Source organism: Clostridium sp. YIM B02551 (assembly GCF_022324735.1).
Taxonomy (GTDB): Bacteria; Bacillota; Clostridia; order Clostridiales; family Clostridiaceae; genus Clostridium_T; species Clostridium_T paridis.
The window spans coordinates 1-22,170 of record NZ_JAKGTF010000021.1; the positions used below are offsets into that span (position 1 = coordinate 1).

A 22,170-nucleotide genomic window follows, 5' to 3' on the forward strand; every position below is an offset into this window, starting at 1 on the left:
TAACTCAAAAGATTACGTTGACTTAAGTTTATTTCTAAATCTTACTTCATTTCCTCTGTTTAATTTTCAAAGAGCAATTTACTTGCTTATTTATGTTATCACTTCTTATGTTACTTGTCAACACATTTTATGTTTTGTAACATTTATTATGTTTTGCAACATCTCAGCGACGTGTTTTATCTTAACATCCTATAAAAAATAAATCACAAAAAAAATAGTCGAAATATAGAATTAAATATATATTTCTCTATATTTCAACCATTTTCTTGTTTTTAATCATATTGATACACTTGGATAAGTTTATGCAACTTATTATACATTAACTTCCAATAGAATTATATTTATCATTAACAATTACAATATCAACTCTTCTGTTTTTTTGTCTATTTTCTTCACTATCATTTTTTACTTTAGGTTTATACTCACCATGCCCTACTGCCGTAACTCTTGTAGGTTCTACATTTCCATCCTCTACTAAAAATTCCGTTACATTAGATGCTCTAGTAGATGAAAGCTGCCAATTTGAATTAAATTCTTTAGTATGTATCGGCAAATCATCCGTAAATCCTTCTACACGAATATTATTTTTAATATTCTTAAGCACTTTAGCAACATCTAACAATCTTGCTTTAGATTCTTCTTTTACATCTGCCTTTCCTTTATCAAAAAACAAATTATCATTAAAACTTACAACTAGACCAATAGCTTCTTCTGAAATAGATACCTTGTCCGATAAATTATTTTGGTCAATAATCTTTTGTATTTCTTCCTTTGTATTCTGAAATTCATCTGTTTGAGGATTAATTGTTTCTTTAGGAGTTGAAGTTCCAACACTATTAGTTTCTCCAACAATATTTTTACCTCCTCCAAAAACTTCTCTAAAAGAATTTGACATTTGGGTATATTTTTGAGCATCAACATTACTACTTGCATACATTATAACGAAAAATATCATTAGTAATGTAATTAGGTCAGAGTAGGTTAACAACCATCTCTCATTATTCTCTTTTTCTGGTTCTTGTTGCCTTTTCAACTACTCCACCTCCTTCTTTGATTCGTCCTCCATTCCTTCTTCAACGAATGAACTTAATTTTGCAACTATAGAATTAGGGTTTACACCATTTTGAATCATTAAAATTCCTTGTAACATAACTTCTTTTTCTAGTACATCTTGTTCATTCAAAGCTTTTAATCTTGAACCAATAGGTAACCATAGTAAGTTTGCAAACGCAACACCATATAAAGTTGCTATAAATGCTGTTGCTATCTTCGGCCCCAATGACTCTGGATCTGCTAGGTTACTTAATACATTAACCAACCCCATAACAGTTCCTATGATACCCATAGTAGGAGAAAATCCTCCTGCAGCATCAAATATATGTATTCCTTCTTTATTCTTATCAATCATTCCTTGGATTTTAGTTTCTAATATATCTTTAATTAAATCAGGTTCAAACCCATCAGCTACCATTTGTAACCCATCTTTAATAAATTGATCTACTTCTTCCTTACCTAACTCACCTTCAAGACTTAATAAACCATTTCTTCTAGTCAAAGTAGAAACTTCCTTAAAATAAATTATAAGGTCTGGTATACTGCTTTTCTTTGTGATAAAAACTTTCTTAAAGCTATCTGGAACCTTTTTTAATGTTTTTACCGGAAAAGATAATACAACAGCTCCTATAGTTCCTCCAAATACTATCATTATTGAAGTAACTGATAGTAATGCTCCTGGATTTCCCCCTTCTTCAAAAAATGCTAATAATAGCATACCAAATCCAACGATTATTCCTAATAAACTCCCAATATCCATCTCTAATCTCCCTTCTAGACTTATAAGCTTCTTCATACTAATTGAAATCTTCTAACAAAAAAAATATCCTTACTGCCTTTAATTTGTTATGTCTCTCCCTTAGATAAAACCATTTAGTATAGTTTTCGTCCTCTTTGAAAAATTCTAAATACTTACTTATAGTAGTTTTTTATTTAATTGCAAATAAAAAGAATCGGTTACTTATTCAAGTTAACCGATTCTTTTTATACCATACTTGTAAATTTATTGCTTCAACTCACATTAAAATATCACTAACGAGTTGTTTATTTATTCCCCTATTTGATAAATGTTTTTCTACTATTATAGAATTAAAACACCACTTATTTCCTTATGCTTCTACTTTCCTGTGATAATAAAAAAATTGCAAGGCGATTATGATCCGTTAATTTTTTATTCACAACCTTTAAATACTATAAATTCCTTAAGAGCAAAAAAACTAGGATATAAAACCCTAGTAAAAGCCTTTATTGGTGCACCTAGAGGGATTTGAACCCCCGACACACGGATTAGTTCCTTGCTTAACATAAGCTAACATATGTAGTTATAACTCTCGCTTTCTCAAGGTTACAACTACATATGTTGTTATAATATCATATATATTTGTATAACTTATGTGGGAAAAGTGTGGGAAAATATAAATTCTTTTTTTAAAATTTTCCTACATTATTATATGTATTTTTTATATCTTTACTTTTTATTGCACAATGAAGTATTTTACTCTTTATCTTTGAATTGTAATTTGAACTCATAAAGATACAAATATATCTTTTATATTTAAATATATTCCACCCAAAATTATTGTAATCACAAATGTTTATTATAACCTTTCTTCCTTTATATTTAATACACTTACTCTTTATTTTATCCATAGTATCACCCCTGCAAATATTATAACCTCAAATAGTATTCCTGACAGGAATATTTGCTGACTTTTTTCCACATTTTATGCATTTATTCAAATCGATATTTGTAATATAATGTTGTCTGAGGTGTTATTTTGCTTAGGAACTTAAGAAATAGGAAGAAATTAACTCAAGAAGAATTAGCAAAGAAACTTGGCATAAGTCAAAGCTATCTTTCTAAGCTTGAAAATGAACATGAATATCATGCAAATGTTACTATGGAACTAATAGTAAATATTTCAATTGAACTAAATACTTCTCCAATTATGATCTTTATATATTTCTTAAAGTCTTATAGGAGACGCAAATAAATTCGGCACAATGTAAATATAATGCAAAATAATCTGTAATTCAATAATCTGTAATCCCCTTTATTATAAAATCTTAATAGATATATTTATAATAAAGGGGTAACTTTATGTTTGGTGATAGGTTAAAGGAATTAAGAGAAGATAAGAAAATGACACAAGAGAATTTAGCAAATTACTTAGGAGTGTCAAGACAAACTATTTCAGGATATGAATTAGAAACAAGCGAGCCTAGTATAACTAACTTAATTAAGATATCTGATATGTTTAACGTAAGTCTAGACTATTTATTAGGAAGAACAAAAGAAAAGCATAATATAAATTTGCTTGATAAATATTCTAAAGAACTTCTTTTAGAAGTTATTAAAGTAGTAGAAAAATATAATATAAATAAAAAATAAAGCTGCATTCAGCTTTATTTTTTTCTTCAGATTGGTTTTGGCAACTTACTTATAAATGAGGCATAGCCCTTCGAATAATATAATAAATTCAAACTACTGAATCTTTCCATGTCTCTTAGATCTTCAAATTCGAATCCATCTAATTTATTCTCAAATGTCTTAAAGTCTTTTTCACTAGTACCATTCAAAAGCATAAAGCTTGCTCCAGCACCTACTAGCGTATTCATTAAAATATCTATTTGTTCAGTATATTGACAACTAAAAATAAACTTACATCCAAATTTTCTAGTTTGAGGTAGTATTTCATCATTAGCAAGCATTCTCATTGCAGTTTTGGTTTGAAATGGTTCATCTATAGCTATGTGTGTTTTTTTAGGTTTACTATTTATTTTCCCTCTTAGCTCTGTTGAAATCCATATTTTGCTTAAAAGGAAAGTAACTATTACATTTTTTGAGTGTTTTTTATATGAATCCTGTGGCATTCTTATGAGAATTGTTTTACCTTTTTCTAATTCCTCAGCAAAATTAATATTACCTTTAGAGCCTTTATTGAACATATATTTAAGTTTGAAGTCTTCCCTTAATAGACTTATTCTATCTATTATTCCATCAATTCTATCTAATTTAGTTCCAACTACGTTACTTTCAAGATTTGTTTTTGTAACCTTTGAATACTCATCTAATTCATTTAATGATTTTATCTCCTCTTCTAAATATTCTTTTTCCTTATTACTTAGTTTATTGATATAAATTCTCCTATCTTCGTGATTCTCTAGACACTTAATTACTTCTTTTAATGATGTTTCTTGAGTCGCAAATACAACATTTGCTGCTGCACTTAAATATTTTCTCATTCTTGCCTGGAGTGGTTGATCTTGATTTATGGCATCTACAAAAGTTAGAACTTGTTGTGCTTGTAAATTAGTTAAACTTAATTTTTCAAAGATATTCATCTTATGATCCAGCTTAAACTCATTAAAAGCAAATCCTTGTATATCATTTTCGATTGTGTAATCAAGTATAATTAAATCCTCTTCTGGCAAATAACTTATAATTTCATTACTCATTTCACAATTTTTTATAAAATCAATTACAACTCCACCTTCTTTTCTTATGTTTGCAAATCTATAATAATTGGCCATAAACGTACTTTTCCCTGCTCCTTGTGCTCCTACTAAAACTAATGGCAAACTTCCTTTATCATATGTATCTTCAATATATGCTTCTTGCAGCTCTCCTTTACATTTTACTGTTCCTAATTTTATATACCCTTTTTGCAGTTCCTTCGGTACCTTTACCTCATTAACCTCAATGTGTTGTATTCCCAACATTCTCATTAATAATCTCCCAGGTTGCTGAATAAAATTTTGACATTCATCAACTGAGAATGTATTCTCACCTATATTTTTAAACTTATACTTTTCTATATCAATTGGTATATTGCTCCTTACTTCCTTATATACTAGTTCATTATCGCCATCAATAGTTCTATACGCCTGACTTACTGATAATGCATTATTATATTGTCTTGTTTTGTCTTTACTATTTGAGCATATTAATATTTGGGTATCTAGTACGTTTTTTTCTTTCTTTAATTTTGTCTCATTAGTTAATCTCTTATTTACATCTAAAACATCTGATGTTATTAGTAGCTCACTAAGTAATTCATTTGTTTTCTTTTTCCCACCTGAAAAATCATTTGCGACCTCTACTAGTGATGTGAAAATAAGATTCATGAAACTTAATGCTGATTTAAGCATATATTCCGCACTCGTTTTATCTTTTTCAATAGGCTTTAAATCTTTAATTTTGCTCATTGTATCATTATATCTTTTTACCCAATTATATTGGCTTTTAGGGATAAAATTATATATTATTGTTACCCTATCCTCTTCTTGCATTATCTCCATTACACTTAAAATTCCGTTTAAAGGTTCATTTGACTTCTTATCTACTGTTAATGAAAGTGCATCTTCTTTTTTATAATTAAGTTGATAGTAAATAGTTTCATTACTAAATCTTTTAATAGGATCCGTAATGTTTAACTCTACTTTTGGCCATATTTCTCTAATCTTTTCAATTATTATATTTAAGAATACTTCTGGCACTATGAAATAAAAACTTGAATTACTTTTTTCTATATCTATTACATAGCTTATTTTAAAAGTAGTTTCAACAAATAATTTCTTTTGCTCTATTCTAATGCGTTTATTTATAGATTTATAAGTATATAAAATAGCTTTAGCTATATTTGTACTATTATAATTTCTTGTGCTTTTATGTGGTTTAATTTGCAGATATACATATTTAGGCTTTATAATCTCAAAATAATTAGATAGCTTAATACTCTTTATTTTACTTAACATCAAAATGCACTTCCTATTACTTTTATTAATGAATAAATGGCCATTGATGTTGGAACATATTTAGCGAATTTTTTATATCCTAATCCATATAAAATTATGCACACTAAAGCTACTGCTAAGCATATCCAGAATGAGTATATATCTATAAAATGCCATAAGGCTTGTATAATTAACTTTGGATGCATTAGATAGTTTAGAAATTTAGCTATGGTTTTTAAAGTATTCCATCCATCCGAACCAATTCCTTTTGCTAAATCAACTATTTCTTTAATACTATTCATAACATCACCTTCTACGAAAAGCTTTCTGCTATTACATCAAATAAATACGGTACTAAAAAGAGACTCGCATATAATAACACATACTTCATTATTATTTTTAGTATATTTTTGCTATCCCCATTAACTCCTGCTTTAATGCATTCTAGCACGCACATAATTAAAAGTATCCATTTTGCCCATTTTCTCAATAGAAATAATAATTTATTCCCTAATCTATCAACTCCATCTTCAGCCGCTAATACCTTTTGTGCATATAAGCAACATGCCATTAGTGTTACAGTGAATCTTTCTAGCTGCTTATTCTTTCGAATTTTAGAAGCTAATATTTCAAGTCTTCTTTCATTAGTTTCATCCTGCATATTTAAAAACTCTGAAATAGTCATAGTTTCTTTTTTACATAAACAATTAATCAATTATTTCCCTCCCTGAATATTAATTTTAAAATTGGTTATACTACTGAACGAGGTGATAATAATGTTTCTATTTGCATGTGGTGTTGTTGCTACAACTTTATTTGTAGAATTTGCAGTTAGATTTTTATAATTTACATATTAAATTAATAATTTATGAACTTTGTGATTATTACATATAAAACAGGAAACTTTTAAAGACTTGTGGCATAGACTACTAGCGTAACGCAGTTAGCGTAGTAGTTAAATAGGGATAGTCTAACCTAATAATGGTTAGGCTATTTTTTTATTAAAAATCAAAATTTGTTACCTTTCTTTGAGTTTTTTTACTGTCTTTACAATTCTCCATATCTTTTTCTATAAGCTCTTTAACGTATACTGAAAAACTCATTTTTGATTTAGCATGTGCTAAAATTCTTTGATCTCTTTCGCTACTTGAAAAACTTACTGGTAATTTTACTGCCATAACTCAACACCAACCTTTCCATATGCTTCAGCATTAGCAAATATAGGATTTTCTTTAAGTATTGATTGAGGTATTCTATTTTTTATTGCATTAAATAATAACTCACCACCACCACCAACTACCAAAACCTCTTCAGTTGCTAAACTGTATTCAATTTTCAACTTATTCACAATACTATCAACATAACTTTTAAATATATCTATAATAAAATCCATATTCTTTGTAATTCCATTTATCTTTAATCCGTTTTTAATTATCCTCTCAGAATCTTCTAATTTTGTATCTATACCAAATTTCGAATTTATCTGTTTACTTACTTCACTAAATAAATTGATGGTCCCTTGAGGTATGGATACTGGATTTATTATCTTTCTCTTACCATTTATATTTCTTATTAGACAAATATCAGTTGACCTTCCCCCTGGATCTAAAACTATTCCTTCAAAATCATCATCAGCAACTATAGCACTTTCAGGCATAATCTCAATATCAGTAATATAGATAGTCTTTTTGTCACCATTAACTTTTAATTCTTTATACCAATTTTCTTGAATTCTACACTTAAGCTTATCTTTATATTCCTTATATTGTCCTATTGGTAAACCTGTAACTACTTGATTTTCTTCATCATCTGTAGATAATGCTATTGCTGCATACATGAGTTGTAAAAAGTTTGTTTTTTTAGATTTATTAAATTCAGTTTCAAATTCACCTGTTCCTATAAAAAACTTTTCTCCATCAATTATTAATTCTGTATCTCCACCTAAAATATTTCCTACTTTTGATACTTTTGACTGAAAATTGATACCATTTGATGTTTTTGTAGCATAATTGCCTATATCAATTCCTAAAATCATTATTTTATTCCTCCATTTTTATTCCTTTGTTATATTTATATGCACAAAGAATTAAAAAGTTTCCAATCAACAACAAAAATATTTAATTAGTATATTTTTTATTTCTTTTGGAAATTTAGGTTCAAAAAAAGAGAGCTAATCATTGCTCTCTTTTTCACATTCAATAATATCATCAATTTTTCTATTTAGCTTCTTTGCTATTTTGTAAAATACTTCTATTGACGGTTGTTCTTTATTATTTTCATACTTGTTATATTGACTTCTATTTAACCCTAAGAATTCAGCAAATTCTTTTTGGTTTATCATATATTCCTTCATTCGTATCTCTTTAAGTTTATTTTTTAGTGTCATTGGCTTACCTCGTTTTATATTTTTTTTGAAAATCCAATGATTATATTTGCAATTCCGAATATTATATTAACTAATGCCAATATTGAAAACATCATAAAAGTTGAACTTTTATTTAGTAATTCTTTGTGTTCTTTATAATCTAATAGGTTATATTTTCTAATTATAAAAAATGAAATTACTACAAATATTACTGAGACTATGTTTAATATACTAAAAATGTTTTTATTATTCCTTAACATAAATATCAATTCTGCTATCGCTAGGATTATTATAATCGCACTTATTATTAAGTATAATGTTGGTGTTTTTAGTACAACCTCCATACCCATTGCACTAAAAATAACAACTAGGCTTAATATTAGCTTAAATATAAAACTCATTGTTCCACTTATTCTCATGCTTTTCCCCCCTCGTATACAATTACAAATAAAATATAACATATTTTAACATAAAAAGAAAGTTATAAAAAATTGTATATTTTTTTACAAAACCTATTGACTTCTTATACTATCGATAGTATAATATAAATATAGGAGGTGATAAAAACGATGTTGAAAGATGTATTACAAATAACAGTTTTCATACTAACAATAATCAAGTTAATAAAAGAACTGTTGCCAAAGAAAAAAAAGAAAAAGCGTTTCTCAAAAAAGAAACGCTAACACACAACAGGGTAAGGGAAATTCACTCCCTCCCTTATCCTTGTAATACATTATATCATCATCTAATAAAAATATGAAGAAAAAATTAAGCTTAAGTACAGATATTATTGCTCTAGTATTATCAGGGATATACTTATCTAGTTTAAACTTTAATAACTTAAATACATTACAAATCATTGCATTAGTTTTACTTGTTATAATGGTAATTCTTATGATTATTAAATTATTTAAACGAGGTGAATAATAATGCCTACAAAGCAATCTGAGGCCAATAAGAGATGGCAGGAATCCAATAGGGAAAAGGCTCGATATTTAAGAAATAGATCTACGGCAAGAAATTTTGTGAAAAAAGATGCTACTTTAGAAGATTTAGAAGAACTAAAGATACTTATAAAAGAACGTGAAATGTTATTAAACACAATCTAAAATAAAAAAAACAAGGCCATACTTTAGAGAAATATCTAAAGTATGGCCTTTTATTATAAATTACCGAATATTTCCAACAACATTTTGCATCTGAGTAACTTTATCTTTTAAAAGCCTATTTTCTGATTGAAGTGTTTGATTAATCTGTAATTGTTCATTTATCTTAGTCTGTAATTGCTGGTTAGCTACTTCAAGATTAGCCTGGACTATTTTTGATGCCTCTTCTTTATGTCCTAAAGCTAATACTTCAGCTTCTATGCAATTATCAATAACTTTCTCAATCTCTGGTGTAATTTCAACACCTAATAAATTAAGCACATTGTGTACTGAATCTTTCGCTGCTGCATTTCTTTCATCAGCTGTAAGTTTAGATGAAATGTATAATTGTTCTACTGCATGTACCCCTTGATATGCGTATTCCTGAACTTTATCAATTATATTAACTATTGGACTATTAGGTACTATCATCTTGGCTACATCAACAACCTTATCTATTCCATTTAATATTTTATCAGTATTTTGAAATTCTTCTTCTACGTTAATACCTTTTTTGTTTAAAATAGGCGCTAAAATTAACATTCCTGTAACACTTACAGCACTAGACACTAATATTAATAATACAATTTGTAAATTTGACATTTCTCATTCCTCCTAAAATATAAAAAAAATAAAATCATCTGATTTTTTATACTCTTAAAACTTACTAAAATGGTCATTATAATCAACAAAACCATTCTTGGTATTTATCCCCTTTGAAGTTGAATATACAACACATAGCTTATTTCCTGCCCTATATAGTGGGGTAGCTTGCTCTCTTGGGTCCAAGCTTCCAAACTTATTTTGTAATGAATTTTCTAAATAGACAGCTTCTGAAGTAGAACCGTTAGCATATTGCCCTTGATAGTAATATTTAATTAAGTTTTGAACATTTTTGACATATCCCTTGCGAACTCCTGAAGGAGTAGGATATTCTACCTGTGCAAGTTGTTTGCTATAACTTATATCTAGTACTGTGATATTGTCACCATTACTTACGTATCTCCCTGGAATACTAACTCCATTTTCATCTCTGATATATAAATCATCTCCAACTACTTTTGCATTATTTGCATAAGAAAAACCAGCTAGATTACTACTTTGTGTAGCTACAACTGGTTTACTAGGCTGAACTATTGGATTTTGTATTTGTGTTCTATTACCATCAATAGCTATTTGTATATCATTTAGTAATTGTGGCCATGACTTTCCGTATTGAGTTAAATATGAATATGGATCTTGATGGTCTGTTTCTTTGTAAGTATCTGAAATATATTTATGTGAAAATACATTATCATTTGTATTCCATCCATACTTTTTACATAATTGAGCTGCTAATTCAACTGTATTTTTATATACCAGATCAAATTGCTCTTGGCTTGCATATGGTACACACATCTCAATAGATAAATACCTATGATTAGCTGTATATCCTGCATGCCATCCTACCTCACTTTCAGGAACAAATTGTATAGCTCCATTCCAGTCTACAAAGTAATGAGCATTCGCACCTACATATACTCTATTAAAATAATCATGTTCATTTTGAGCTGTTGCACCTGGATCTGCAGTATCATGTATTACTAATCCAATTGGATTTAGCTTTTGATAACTCCTATTATTCTGAATAAATTGTTCATTAACTGTTACTGCTTGTACATTAGTAGGTAAAATAAAAAAGCTACTAATAAAAGCAGCCACAAGTAAAAATAATAACATCTTTTTAGTTTTAAACATTTCCCCATCTCCTTATTATTTTTTTATTAGTATTGATGCTAGAATTGCTCCTCCAATACCTGAGGTTAAAGTTGAAATTATTGCAGTAATAATAATCATTTTAACTTTTGAATACTCTTCTCCTGGTTTTTTCTCATTCTCACCAATTTTTGAACCAATATCTTTAATACTATCTTTTATTTCTTCTAGAATTTTAAATATCATTTTTATTTGTTCTCCACCAGAAGCTGAAAAACTCTCTACTTCTCTCAGCCTTTCATATATGTCTTTTACGTCATTTCTAAGCCTATCAACATCATTCTTTAAGTTTTCAACTTGCATACAATTTTTGCAATTTTCATTCATGTTACACCTCCATTTTTTTGTAAAACAAAAGAGAGTTGAATAATCAACTCTCTCTATTTTTACTATTTCTTTTAGCCATTTCAACTGGGCAAATAGAAAACTCTTTGTCTGTCCTTTTTAGACATTTCTTATATATGCAATTTTTACAATTCATCCAATTTCACCTACATTCTCCATAATACCCATTTGCAAGTTTCTTTATTATATTTTAGTTCTAAGTACCTCATCGCTTCATTTATTACAGCCTGACAACTATATATTAGATGTTCTACCTTTTCCACTTTTTCTTTTCTCTGTAGAAGTCTCTTGCAAATCTTAATTTCTTTTTGTATTCCTTCTTCATCTTCCACTAAGATTACATGAGGTTTCATATTCCCATCAGTGTCATGGCTAGTTAATACTTCACATTTTTTATCTAATACTCTCATATAACTCACCTCTTTAAGTGATATTATACGAGAACAAATGTTTGCTTTCAATATATTTTTTAGAATTTTTATACATTAATAGCATCTTTAAAATCCTCGTCATGTGTCTTTATATACTCATAACAAGCTTTAATTGGACACATTTCTGCGATACTTAGCTCATCAGTGCCAAAAATTTCAAAGTGGTCTCCATAAATATTAAATATCTTTCTGTGTATATAATTTGATGGAACATTATTCCTAGCCTCCTCATTAGCATATCCATATATGATTATTTGGGCTCTTTTCTCCAAGTAATTCATAGCTATTGATTGAACTGTCCAATATGTTGCTACCGCCCCTGTTGGGGCTACTATCTCTTTCTGTATAGCCATCTTTCTACCTCCTAATATAGAACTAACCAATCTACTTCTGTTGAGTCTATTCTCAATCCAACAATTCTGAAATCAACTACCCCTGTATAGCCTTTTACAGTAAATGATGTCTTGTCCTTTTTGATAACTTGAACAGCTCCATTGCTTGGGAAAACCCCATATTTAAATAGTGCATCTGCAAGCCTGGAGTCCAGTTCGATAACAGTTCCACTTTCTTGGACTTCTTTATCAAGTATAAGATCCTCTATTAATACCTTAGGGCTGTCTACTGGAGATAATCCATAATTAGTTGATCTAATCTCTATCGAACCGCCTGATTTAGTACCGTTGGAATATAGGGCATGTCTTTGTGTATTTCCGAAATAGAAATATGCTCCTCCAGTTGTCTGTAGTATATAGTTACTAGAATCTCTTCTCCATCTAGCATCTCCGCCTCCCATATCAACTCCGCAGTAACCACTACCTATATTAAATACTTCTGCGTTACTTTGCCCTCTAACTCTTTCGACTATCGCTTGTGTCCCCATAAAATAATCATATTCTAATTTAGCTGCCCCCGAAAGAGAAATAAATGAATTTGCACCAATGGTAGTATTAACATGTACTGGCCAATATGCATAATTAGGATTAGTGTTCCCTATCATCATTATGAGTGAACCATTTGGGTTTTTCACTGTTATAGTTCCGTCAGTGCCACCTAAAGTCACAATATTAACACCGGATGAATTGTAGCTGTTTATAGCATTTCCTGACATAACTACCCTAGATCCATCTGATGCAGTTTGAACTGTGAATCCTGTTAGTGTTCCTACTGAAATTTTATCTGCTGATATTGTACCTGTGATTATGTTGTTTCCATTAATAGTTGTTGCACCTGGTGTTATTAAACTTGATATAGTAACATAGCCAGATAGATCTATTTTACTTGCACTTAACTTTACAGTTTCGGGACTTACATTAATAGCTGCTATAACTCCATTACTATCTACTTTAGCGGATATTTGATTAGCTTGTACTGTCAAAGATGCCTCGGCGCTTGTAATTCGATTAACTATATTTCCTATATTTACATTAACCACATGACCGTTTGCAGTTTCTTTATATTCTCCCGATATTGCACTATCAAATAATGGTGTCCATGTAACTCCATCTACGCTTACTTCTGTCTTTGTGCCGTGATATATTCTTCCATCCCAATAGTAATGCCAAACTTGAATATAATCAACATTTTCGTACACCGCTCCTAAATCTAATACGACCGCATTTAGACCTGATGTTACTGTAGAATATTTACCATTATTATTAGCGTTTAATTCCTCATCAGTTGTAAATTGGGGATTAGTAACTACTCCCGTTACAGCCGTAACTGTTTTAGCCTTAGCCAAATTGGTTGTTCCTTGCATTACCTTTAGTTCTGTCCAATGATTCCCTGCTCCTGCGGTAGAATTGTTTAACCAATCTCTAACATATCTAAACTTGATTAGATTATTCTTCATAGATTCTATATCTGACTTACTAACCTTAAGAGCAATAGAATTACTCAATTGTGTGATACTTGATTCAGAAGTGGATACCCTTGTAGTTAATGCGGTTAAATCACCCTGAGATGCTGAATCCAGTCCAAAACTTAAATTTGAATACCAAACTGTTGAGCCTGTAACATCTCTATTATTTAAGAATAATAGCTTTACATAAGCCGTACCATAAGCAAATTTAGTTTGGTCATTATCCCCAGTTGTATCAATTCCTCCGATAGTTCCTGTGTACTTTGTCCAATCGCTAGGTATAGCCACATTTACTGCTGAAATGTACTTATAGGTAGATGCATTTACATAGCCTAGTTGACTAAGTTTTGTTCCTGCTACAACTGTTCCTCCTGCCCATGGGACTCTTAGTGTTATTGTTTTATTTACAAAGTCAATGGCGCCAGTACTAAAAGTATCACCACCCGATAGATGTCTGGAATATGTCAAAGGGGGATATAGATAACCAGATTTATTTTTCCAATCCCAGAATATGAAACCTTTCTTACCCGAAATAGTAGTAACATTATCCCAATTATCAACATTATCTAAATTTACAACAGTGTCGCCATTTTTTAGATCAGTAAGTAGAGTTGACAATGTATTTTTTGTATAACTGTGATTACCCATTGAAATAGGATTTCCGTCACAATCATATTCAGCTATACCAATGTAATAATGAGCTCCAACATTAGGATTAGTCTTAGCCCATACGGACATTCTATAAGTTTTATTTACATCAACAGGGATTAGCTCATCTGAATATCTTACCGAATTATATACTGCATCCTTAAATGCCCCATTTGAGAAATATGAATCCGAGCCATCAAACACGAAACTACTAAAATTAGTGTTATTGCCTAAAGTAGCATTTCCATTACTAATTAAATTTGCCCCTCTTGAGTTTACATAATTCTGTACATCTGTTTGAGAAACCTTAAGAGCAATAGAATTATTTAATTGTGTAATACTTGACTCCGAAGTAGATACCCTAGTAGTCAATGCTCCTAAATTACTATTGGTTGTATTTAAATCACTCTGATTAGCTTTAGCCACCAGATCATTTGTGTATGCACTCGAACTTCTTACTGTTGATACAATAGCACTATCTGTTATTTTTAATTCAGCATTACTTACTCGTGAAGATAGTGAACTTATCACATTATCATTTGAAGTTTTGTAAGTTGTAAAATCTGATGAGTTAACTTTTAGAGAAATGCTACTGTTTAGCTGGGTTATAGAACTTTCTGCACTAGTTATTCTTGTTGTGACACTATCTAACTGTGATTGTACATTACTAGAAACAGATGTAAATGTAATATTAGTATCACACCAACTTTGAGATGGTTCATTTCCTGCTCCAAAAACTTCTGTAAGGTCTATAATCACAATACCATCTATGTTGAAAGTTGCAGTACATACGGTATTTGCTGCACCAATATACATTTTTATAGGTGCGTCCATGTCCATAGTAACAATTGCTGATTTTTTTTGCCATTGATTTATTTTTGTAGTATCAGCATTTACTTGAGCTTTAACAGTAGAACCATTAATCCCTCTTACATCCAATATTCCAATAAAACCACTCGTATAATTTGATATGAAACAATTTACAGCTACATACAATTTATGAGCAGAATAGCATACTACATTTTGAGTTCTATATGGATTAGAAGATGAAGCTATGAATTTTAATGAATTTACTCCGAATAAAGCAACTGTGCTATCAATCACTCCACCCGAACCTATCCAACTGGTTTCACCATTACTAAAGTCCCCATTTAAAATCAAATTTCTTCCATTAACGTTAGCGTTGATACTATTATTTATATCTTGTTGCCATACTTTAGAGCTTATCTGACCTTGAAGTGTAGTTATAGAAGTTCCTTGACTACTCACTGTATTGGCCGTAGTAGTTACTGTACTCTTCAAACTCGTAAATGCTAAATCTAAAGTTTGATTTTCTGTATCAAGTTTAACCTTACTTGCTTTTAATGTGCTAGTTGCTCCATTTATTTGTGTAATTAAACTTTCTTTTTCTATCTTGGAACCGTTAATATTAGCAGTATCTGATACCATATCATCCCTTATTATTTTAGACTTGATACCATTTGCCTTTAGTCCTGTTGCATCAAACATCAAGTTTCCTGAACTATCCCACACATACATGTTATAGTCATTACTTGCGTCCTTACCTATTTGAACCCTAACCCTAGTACTGTCTTTTATTTGTATGGTATTATCTGATAAAAGCATATTACCACTGTCTGAAACTATTCTAAATTTGCTAGTAGATATATCTCCTGCTAGAATTTTGCTAACGCTAAGATTATTTATCATAGCATCATTAATAGCTCCATTAGCTATTAATCCGCTAGTTGCGGTAATTAGCCCTGCTTGCAAATTAGATACTCCAATATTCCCTGCAAGTAGATTATCTATAGATGCTGCTCTAGATTCTAAAGTAGCTATTTTAGCATTTGCTGCATTTAGATCCGTAATAGTTGCACTACCAGCTTCAAGTGTTCCAACTCTAGCTGATACTACGCTTAAATCTGTTATTGTTGCTGTTGTAGCTTCTAAATCTCCTATTCTTGCTATAGTAGCATTTAAAGCATCAATTGAAGCTTTGCTCGCATATAAATCTTGAATATTTGCATTAATTACAGTAAGATTTGTTATCCTAGCGACTTCACTGTCAAGATTTTTAATCTGTGTCACCGCATCTATGCTATCAACCTTACTACCAACAAGTTTTCCATCACTTGTTAAAACTCTATCTGCATTATCTATAACTGCTTCGTTTTCAACTTGAATATCTTCAAAGCTTAGAGACTTGTTTGCAATATCACATGAGTTTCGTTCAGGTTCGTCTAGATACTCAACTATTTTAACTATCCTCTGTTTTTCCTTAACCTTCTTGTCCTTAGATAGTAATGTTACAGTATCTCCAAGATCATAATCTAAGATATCTTTATACTTGTCATTTAAATTTGCTAAATCAAACATATCTGCTTTGTAGGCTCGTATAGGTTTAGATAATTCATCGAGTTTAGCTTCTGCATCTTCCTTGAGACTTAGAGCATCAGTGTATCTATTATCTTCCCAATATACAGTTATGATCTTAGTTGAGTACTGGTAGTTTTCAACATATTCTTTGCCACCATTGATATCCTGTATACTAAGACCATCTTTACCCCTCGGAATTAGCCTGGTGCAATAATCATATGAGCTACTTTGTATGCTAAGCTTTTTCAAATTCAAACTATCACTAAAGTAAACCCCTTTATCATTTCCCATTGATTGATAAATATAAATCTTTCTGTTTATAGCATCAAACTTAAAATCACATCTGTAAACTTTTCTGATTTCTTGCAGAATGTCATATGAGCTACAATTTGCTTTTCTTACTGTTCTCTTCTTAGTTACATCACACGATCCTATTGTCCATCCAGTACCTGTTAAGGCTAAATTAACTGCATTAGTACATAATTGTTCTACTGCTTCAAAGTAAGGAAAGGGTGTACCTTTTAAACTTTCAATATTTATTTTTCCTGAAAATATTGTCCAATCATCCTGGATATTTACTTCTTTAATTACATACTCATTTTTCTTTGTCCTTATATAGCATTCTTCTTTTATAGAGTCATACTTAGAATCTGATTGTTGATAAGAAAAAGAGAGTACCTCATCACCATCTAAAGTCCTCTCTACATTTAAATCCTTATAGTTTTTTAATCCTGCAATCTTATTTTTATTTAAATCATATAATTGAAGCATTCCTTCCTCCTTTCTGAAAAGGAATTAGGTTTATTCCTCTATCATATAGTCAATTGCTATAAGCTCTGCTGGAGAAAGATTATTATATCCATCCAATAAGCTAAAGTTAAATTGATGTATTTCTATCTCATTTTCTATTGCTAAAAGTTCATTAATATCCTTATTCCATAGCTCTATACAATCCTCTTTAAACTTTACATTACCATTCTCATAGGAAAGTATTTTCCCTTCTGTATCTTTCACAGCGTACTTGTCTATAAGCTTTTCTCTTTCTTTATTATATATTTTGAGTTCGCTTTCAATTTTACTTATATTCTTAGCTATAGCATAAGAAACTTTGATTGGTAATTGCTTCTGTGCTATTTCTTTTAACTTTGCTGCATTATTTACTATTCTTTCATTACTTAATCTTACTTTCATTATTGAGCACCTCCTAAAACTTCATCTTCCACTTTATATACCTCTTCTTCAAATGCATCCATATCTGCTCTTACTTCAGCTCTATTTTTAGAGTATAACTCTTGATTAACTATTGATTTATTAACATTTGCATTGCTTGTCCCATCTGTAGAAATAGTTGCATTTAAATATGCCACTTGAACTCCATTTACTTCACTTATTCCACTTAAAGTTATATTCTTATTTACTTTTAACATTATTAATCATCCTTTCATTTTTAGATATTAAAAAAAGAGCTTATAGCTCTATATCCATCTAGGTTTATATTTTATTGATATATCACAACTACTCTTTGAAAAAGTAATTGTATTGGATCCTGGTTGAAGTTTAGGAAAATCCCAACTATCATAATCACCAAATTTATTTACTCCATTTTGAAGTACTGTACAATCTTCACCACTTATAATAACCTTCTGTCCTGTAGTTAAATTTTTAATAGTAAAAGTTTCTCCTAGTCCAGTCACTACTAGATCCACAAGTGAAATGCTAGGAGTTATTTCTACTATCGCTGGCGTATCAAGATTACCAGGTACATTTATAGTTTTTGATGCTATTCTATTTACTGCTTCTATTATTTCTGATTTATAACAATACGAAATGAAATTTAACGTTAGCTTTTTTGTCTCTTTTCTAAGTGTGTTTTCGCAATTGCTACCTATTAGAAATGCTTTATAATAAAAATTATCACCAAAATTTATTATGCAATCTTTGGATTTACTTATTAATGAGCTTACTTTACTTTTAATATCTTCCTCATTAATTCCTTTAAAGTATAGTTGAGTTTCAATTGTAACAAAACTGAATTTTTGATTCAGGAAAGAAGGTAATAAAGATTTTGGTAACCAAGCATATAAACTTTCTATTGTAGCTGGTTGAATTGATTTATTCATCATAATAGCTCCAAAATTTTTTATATCTGTATTGTCTAATAACATCTAATACCTCCTTCTTATTTTGTTTACTGCTAACTTATTACTTACTATTGGGATTATAGCTTCTCCTACGGCTCTATCATTCATCATCAATATAACTTGTTTATCAGTGTTTAAGATTGCTCCTAAACTATCTACAACTGCTTTAGCTGTTTGCATTGCCGTGTCTTTTACTATATTCTCGCTTTGAAGATGATTTGTTATTTTTGTTCCTCGTGGTAAATCAACTAGTTCATACCCTCTTTCGTTTATAGTAGTTAATCCACCTTCAAAGTTATTTGTTCCTAATGCATACATCGATGGTCCACTCATTTTATCCGTTCCTGTTAAATTTCCATGAACAGTATACGAAAATGTCTTTACGCTAGGTGTCCATCTATCCCATGCTCCTGTAAGCTTATTCCACCAAGTTAATATTTCACCAGTAGTTGAATCAACATTATTTGCTAGATCTTTATTCATTCCAAAAATCTTATCTACGGCCTCTGTTCTTGTATCTTCTGCATTTTGTACAATCCCATCTTTTTGCCTTTTAGCCTCTTCAATCATTTGATCTGCTTGGTCCTTAGTTATTACACCTGATTCATCCCTTAACCTTGTAATTATTGCTATCCTTTGGTCATATTCATCATTTGCAGCCTTTATGGCATTATCTCTACTTTCATTTAACTTTTTAATATGCTCTGAAGCTTGTTGTGCTGTTATTGTGCCATCATAGTCTTTCATTCTTTGCAAAATAACCTGAGCCTCAACCTCATTTTGAGAAAGTGCCTTTACTGCATTTTGTCTCATTTGATTTTGAAGATTTGTTATTTGAGTCACTTCTTCCTGCGTTAATGTTCTTTTCTCTTGACTTGCAGTTGATATTATATTATTTATGCTTTGTTCCTGCTGCTGAGTTGCTAATTTTCTTGATTCATAATAACTATTAATACTTGTAAGCATTTGTGTTTGTCCATCTGTTAGAATAGATTGAGAATCCATGAACATATCTTGGAGTTCTTTTATACTATCATTTTTTTGTTTCTCATATCCCTGTACAACTTGAGTGGCCATTTCATTAGTTTTGCTTATTAATTCATTTTTTATTTGCTCTGATATTATTGTTGAATTTATATATAGATCTTCTATTTTTTCCTTTGCTTGATTATCTAAATCAACATATGCACCTACACCTTTTTTAGTTGCTTCAGATATTTTAGTAACAGTAACTTCAGTTGCTGCCCCCATCATGTCATATGAGTTTTGTGTAGTTGCTGCAGTATAATCTAACTTATCAGCAAATAAATCCATACTTGGAATAACTTCTTGGTTTAATCCCTTGTATATTGCATATCCTGCTCCGGCTATTGCTGCACCTGCTACTAAATATGGTGCTGCTGCAACAACAACTCCACCTAATGAAGTTGCAAACCCTGCCATTCCTCCAACTTCTCCAATACCTGCTGCAACCTCTGCTGCTGTACCTACTCCTTTAGTTGCACTTGTTATTTTCCCTATTGCTCCAGTTAGTGAACTACCAACTTTTATAATACTTCCAAATCCCTCAACTATTTTCCCTGTTCCTCCAATAACTGGTCCTGTTGCAGCAGCTAAAGCTGCAAATTTTAATATTTGTTCTTTTTGTTGCGGTGTAAGTTGATTGAATTTTTCTATTAACTGTTTAATCACTTCTAATCCATCTTTTGCTATAGGTAATAAATCTCTTCCTACTTCTCTTGCTAGATCCATAACTTGATTTTTAGTTACTATCATTTTGCTTTCTGTAGTTGCATATCTTTGATTAGCCTCCTTAGTTAATGCATTGTTTTCTTCCCATGCATCACTTGACATTTTCATTGATTTTGTGAAAATGTCACCTGCTCCACTTGCACGAAGTAGTGCATCTCTTACTCTTATTTCACTTAATCCTAATTCATCAAGAATAACAGCTTTATTATCAAGTTTACCTAACCCAATAATAAAATCATTAAGAGCTCCAGCTGCATCAGTTTTAAATTTATTTGCAAATTCTTGCGTACTCATACCTGCAACTTTTGCAAATTCTTTTAACTCTTTTCCATTAGTTTGGACTTGCATTTGTATATCAAGCATTACTTTACTCATAGCTGAACCTGCTGCTTCAGCATCTAATCCTAATGAACTTAATCCGGCAGACATTCCAACTATTTGTGCTTGTGTTAATCCTACTTGGTGGCCTGCTCCAGCTAACCTCATAGCCATTGACATTATGTCAGCTTCAGTTGTGGCCATATTATTACCTAAGTAAACTATAGATGATCCTAATTTTTGAAAATCACCTTGTGACATTTGAGTTATATTCGCAAACTTTGCAAGCTCTGATGCTCCCTCTTCTCCAACTAAATTAGTAGCATTTCCTAAATCTATTATTGTCTTTGTAAAGCTTAAAATATTATCTTTTTGAATACCTAGTTGTCCTGCTGACTCTGCAACATGAGAAATATCTTCTGCGCTTGATGGAATACTCTTGGACATATTCCTTATACCTTCTTCTAGCTGAGCAAATTCTTCATCTGTAGCATTAACAGTTTTCTTTACTCCTGCAAAAGCACTTTCAAAAGAAACATCAGCTTTCACTGCTGCAGCTCCAAATGCTAGAATAGGAATAGTTGCTGTTTTGGTAAGTTTCCCTCCTAAATCAGCCATGTTACTTCCTACACTTGATATCTTTTCACCTGCTGTTTTTAAGGTATTACTTGCAGTAATCCACTTATTATTTTGCTTTTCTAATTCTGAACTTGTATCTTTTAAGGCTCCTTGAACTTTTGTAAGTTGTGTTTCAGCTTCAGTTAGTTTAATTTTATGATTATTAACTGTTGTAATATTTTTATCAACAACCGCCTTTTGCTCATTATATTTTTGTGTCACATCTCCTAGTTGCTCTTTTAATTTTATAGCCTCTTCACTCTCATCCCCCATGGCCTTAATTGTACTTTTATATCTTGCTTCTAAGATTTCTTTAGTACTTTTTAACTCCTGGAGTTTCTTATTGTTCTCTTCAGCCCTTAAGGATGATTTTTCAATGCTATCTTTATATAAATTTATTTTGTCATTAAGAGTACTTGTTTGTTTTACAAGAGCATCTTGCTTTGACCTTAAGTTATCCGTAGATTTTCCAAAAGCATCTAACTTTTCACCAGCTAACTTAATTTCACTTTGTGTTAACTTATACTGCGTATTTATATCTTTGAGTTTTTTATTATGTTCATTATCATCTATTGTAAAAATAGTACTGACTTTTCTTATTACATCACTCAATTTATTATCACCA

Annotated in this window: 24 protein-coding genes; 4 read left to right on the forward strand and 20 right to left on the reverse strand. The window is 30.5% G+C overall.

Features of this window, described 5'->3' with window-relative positions; genetic code table 11:
• Window positions 1-319: 319 nt before the first annotated feature.
• From L1S47_RS19075 to L1S47_RS19085, 3 genes are all read right to left on the reverse strand, one after another.
• Complete coding sequence (locus L1S47_RS19075) at window positions 320-1,033, reverse strand: flagellar motor protein MotB (RefSeq protein ID WP_202768775.1); 714 nt, start codon at window positions 1,031-1,033, stop codon at window positions 320-322.
• Window positions 1,034-1,849: a flagellar motor protein gene (locus L1S47_RS19080; protein WP_306796805.1), complete on the reverse strand. Its 816-nt coding sequence runs from the start codon at window positions 1,847-1,849 to the stop codon at window positions 1,034-1,036.
• A 632-nt stretch (window positions 1,850-2,481) separates the two neighbouring features.
• Window positions 2,482-2,703 carry a hypothetical protein gene (locus L1S47_RS19085; protein ID WP_238886352.1) on the reverse strand — a complete coding sequence of 74 codons (222 nt, stop codon included), beginning with the start codon at window positions 2,701-2,703 and terminating at the stop codon, window positions 2,482-2,484.
• 128 nt (window positions 2,704-2,831) lie between these two features.
• Between L1S47_RS19085 and L1S47_RS19090 the strand changes: the two genes are divergently transcribed.
• Together L1S47_RS19090 and L1S47_RS19095 are read left to right on the forward strand one after the other, a co-directional pair.
• Complete coding sequence (locus L1S47_RS19090; RefSeq protein ID WP_238886354.1) at window positions 2,832-3,047, forward strand: helix-turn-helix domain-containing protein; 216 nt, start codon at window positions 2,832-2,834, stop codon at window positions 3,045-3,047.
• A 107-nt stretch (window positions 3,048-3,154) separates the two neighbouring features.
• Complete coding sequence (locus tag L1S47_RS19095) at window positions 3,155-3,445, forward strand: helix-turn-helix domain-containing protein (RefSeq protein WP_238886356.1); 291 nt, start codon at window positions 3,155-3,157, stop codon at window positions 3,443-3,445.
• A 26-nt stretch (window positions 3,446-3,471) separates the two neighbouring features.
• On the opposite strand, the gene L1S47_RS19100 is transcribed toward L1S47_RS19095, so the two are convergent.
• From L1S47_RS19100 to L1S47_RS19130, 7 genes are all read right to left on the reverse strand, one after another.
• The gene (locus L1S47_RS19100; protein ID WP_238886359.1) at window positions 3,472-5,811 is read right to left on the reverse strand and encodes a hypothetical protein; all 2,340 of its coding nucleotides are present in this window, start codon (window positions 5,809-5,811) and stop codon (window positions 3,472-3,474) included.
• The gene (locus tag L1S47_RS19105) at window positions 5,811-6,092 is read right to left on the reverse strand and encodes a hypothetical protein (protein WP_238886361.1); all 282 of its coding nucleotides are present in this window, start codon (window positions 6,090-6,092) and stop codon (window positions 5,811-5,813) included. Before L1S47_RS19105 ends, L1S47_RS19100 begins: the two co-directional genes overlap by 1 nt.
• A gap of 11 nt (window positions 6,093-6,103) precedes the next feature.
• Window positions 6,104-6,505, reverse strand: coding sequence for a hypothetical protein (locus L1S47_RS19110; protein WP_238886363.1), 402 nt, complete (start codon window positions 6,503-6,505; stop codon window positions 6,104-6,106).
• Between the two features lie 286 nt (window positions 6,506-6,791).
• Window positions 6,792-6,968 (reverse strand): hypothetical protein, encoded by a 177-nt coding sequence (locus tag L1S47_RS19115; protein WP_238886365.1) that lies wholly within the window; start codon window positions 6,966-6,968, stop codon window positions 6,792-6,794.
• The gene (locus L1S47_RS19120) at window positions 6,959-7,825 is read right to left on the reverse strand and encodes a ParM/StbA family protein (RefSeq protein WP_238886367.1); all 867 of its coding nucleotides are present in this window, start codon (window positions 7,823-7,825) and stop codon (window positions 6,959-6,961) included. Before L1S47_RS19120 ends, L1S47_RS19115 begins: the two co-directional genes overlap by 10 nt.
• A gap of 135 nt (window positions 7,826-7,960) precedes the next feature.
• Window positions 7,961-8,176 carry a helix-turn-helix transcriptional regulator gene (locus L1S47_RS19125; protein ID WP_238886369.1) on the reverse strand — a complete coding sequence of 72 codons (216 nt, stop codon included), beginning with the start codon at window positions 8,174-8,176 and terminating at the stop codon, window positions 7,961-7,963.
• A 14-nt stretch (window positions 8,177-8,190) separates the two neighbouring features.
• Window positions 8,191-8,574: a hypothetical protein gene (locus L1S47_RS19130; protein WP_238886371.1), complete on the reverse strand. Its 384-nt coding sequence runs from the start codon at window positions 8,572-8,574 to the stop codon at window positions 8,191-8,193.
• A 337-nt stretch (window positions 8,575-8,911) separates the two neighbouring features.
• On the opposite strand from L1S47_RS19130, the gene L1S47_RS19135 reads away from it, so the two are divergent.
• Window positions 8,912-9,082 (forward strand): hypothetical protein, encoded by a 171-nt coding sequence (locus tag L1S47_RS19135; RefSeq protein WP_238886373.1) that lies wholly within the window; start codon window positions 8,912-8,914, stop codon window positions 9,080-9,082.
• A gap of 2 nt (window positions 9,083-9,084) precedes the next feature.
• Window positions 9,085-9,264, forward strand: coding sequence for a hypothetical protein (locus L1S47_RS19140; RefSeq protein WP_238886376.1), 180 nt, complete (start codon window positions 9,085-9,087; stop codon window positions 9,262-9,264).
• A gap of 60 nt (window positions 9,265-9,324) precedes the next feature.
• Here L1S47_RS19140 and L1S47_RS19145 read toward each other — a convergent pair whose 3' ends face one another.
• From L1S47_RS19145 to L1S47_RS19190, 10 genes are all read right to left on the reverse strand, one after another.
• Window positions 9,325-9,903 (reverse strand): hypothetical protein, encoded by a 579-nt coding sequence (locus L1S47_RS19145; RefSeq protein ID WP_238886378.1) that lies wholly within the window; start codon window positions 9,901-9,903, stop codon window positions 9,325-9,327.
• 54 nt (window positions 9,904-9,957) lie between these two features.
• On the reverse strand, window positions 9,958-11,037 hold the full coding sequence (locus tag L1S47_RS19150; protein WP_238886387.1) for an N-acetylmuramoyl-L-alanine amidase family protein: 1,080 nt from the start codon (window positions 11,035-11,037) through the stop codon (window positions 9,958-9,960).
• Window positions 11,038-11,052: 15 nt separating this feature from the next.
• The gene (locus L1S47_RS19155) at window positions 11,053-11,382 is read right to left on the reverse strand and encodes a hypothetical protein (RefSeq protein ID WP_238886389.1); all 330 of its coding nucleotides are present in this window, start codon (window positions 11,380-11,382) and stop codon (window positions 11,053-11,055) included.
• A 164-nt stretch (window positions 11,383-11,546) separates the two neighbouring features.
• Window positions 11,547-11,810 (reverse strand): hypothetical protein, encoded by a 264-nt coding sequence (locus L1S47_RS19160; RefSeq protein WP_238886391.1) that lies wholly within the window; start codon window positions 11,808-11,810, stop codon window positions 11,547-11,549.
• Window positions 11,811-11,878: 68 nt separating this feature from the next.
• On the reverse strand, window positions 11,879-12,184 hold the full coding sequence (locus L1S47_RS19165; RefSeq protein WP_238886393.1) for a hypothetical protein: 306 nt from the start codon (window positions 12,182-12,184) through the stop codon (window positions 11,879-11,881).
• A gap of 11 nt (window positions 12,185-12,195) precedes the next feature.
• A complete protein-coding gene (locus tag L1S47_RS19170; protein ID WP_238886395.1) occupies window positions 12,196-17,487 on the reverse strand; it encodes a phage tail protein in 5,292 nt (1,763 codons plus the stop codon).
• A 30-nt stretch (window positions 17,488-17,517) separates the two neighbouring features.
• The gene (locus L1S47_RS19175) at window positions 17,518-17,907 is read right to left on the reverse strand and encodes a hypothetical protein (RefSeq protein ID WP_238886408.1); all 390 of its coding nucleotides are present in this window, start codon (window positions 17,905-17,907) and stop codon (window positions 17,518-17,520) included.
• The gene (locus L1S47_RS19180; RefSeq protein ID WP_238886410.1) at window positions 17,907-18,143 is read right to left on the reverse strand and encodes a hypothetical protein; all 237 of its coding nucleotides are present in this window, start codon (window positions 18,141-18,143) and stop codon (window positions 17,907-17,909) included. Before L1S47_RS19180 ends, L1S47_RS19175 begins: the two co-directional genes overlap by 1 nt.
• Before the next feature lie 48 nt (window positions 18,144-18,191).
• The gene (locus tag L1S47_RS19185) at window positions 18,192-18,881 is read right to left on the reverse strand and encodes a phage tail domain-containing protein (protein WP_238886412.1); all 690 of its coding nucleotides are present in this window, start codon (window positions 18,879-18,881) and stop codon (window positions 18,192-18,194) included.
• Window positions 18,882-22,157 carry a phage tail tape measure protein gene (locus L1S47_RS19190; RefSeq protein ID WP_238886414.1) on the reverse strand — a complete coding sequence of 1,092 codons (3,276 nt, stop codon included), beginning with the start codon at window positions 22,155-22,157 and terminating at the stop codon, window positions 18,882-18,884. It lies immediately after the preceding gene.
• Window positions 22,158-22,170: the final 13 nt, after the last annotated feature.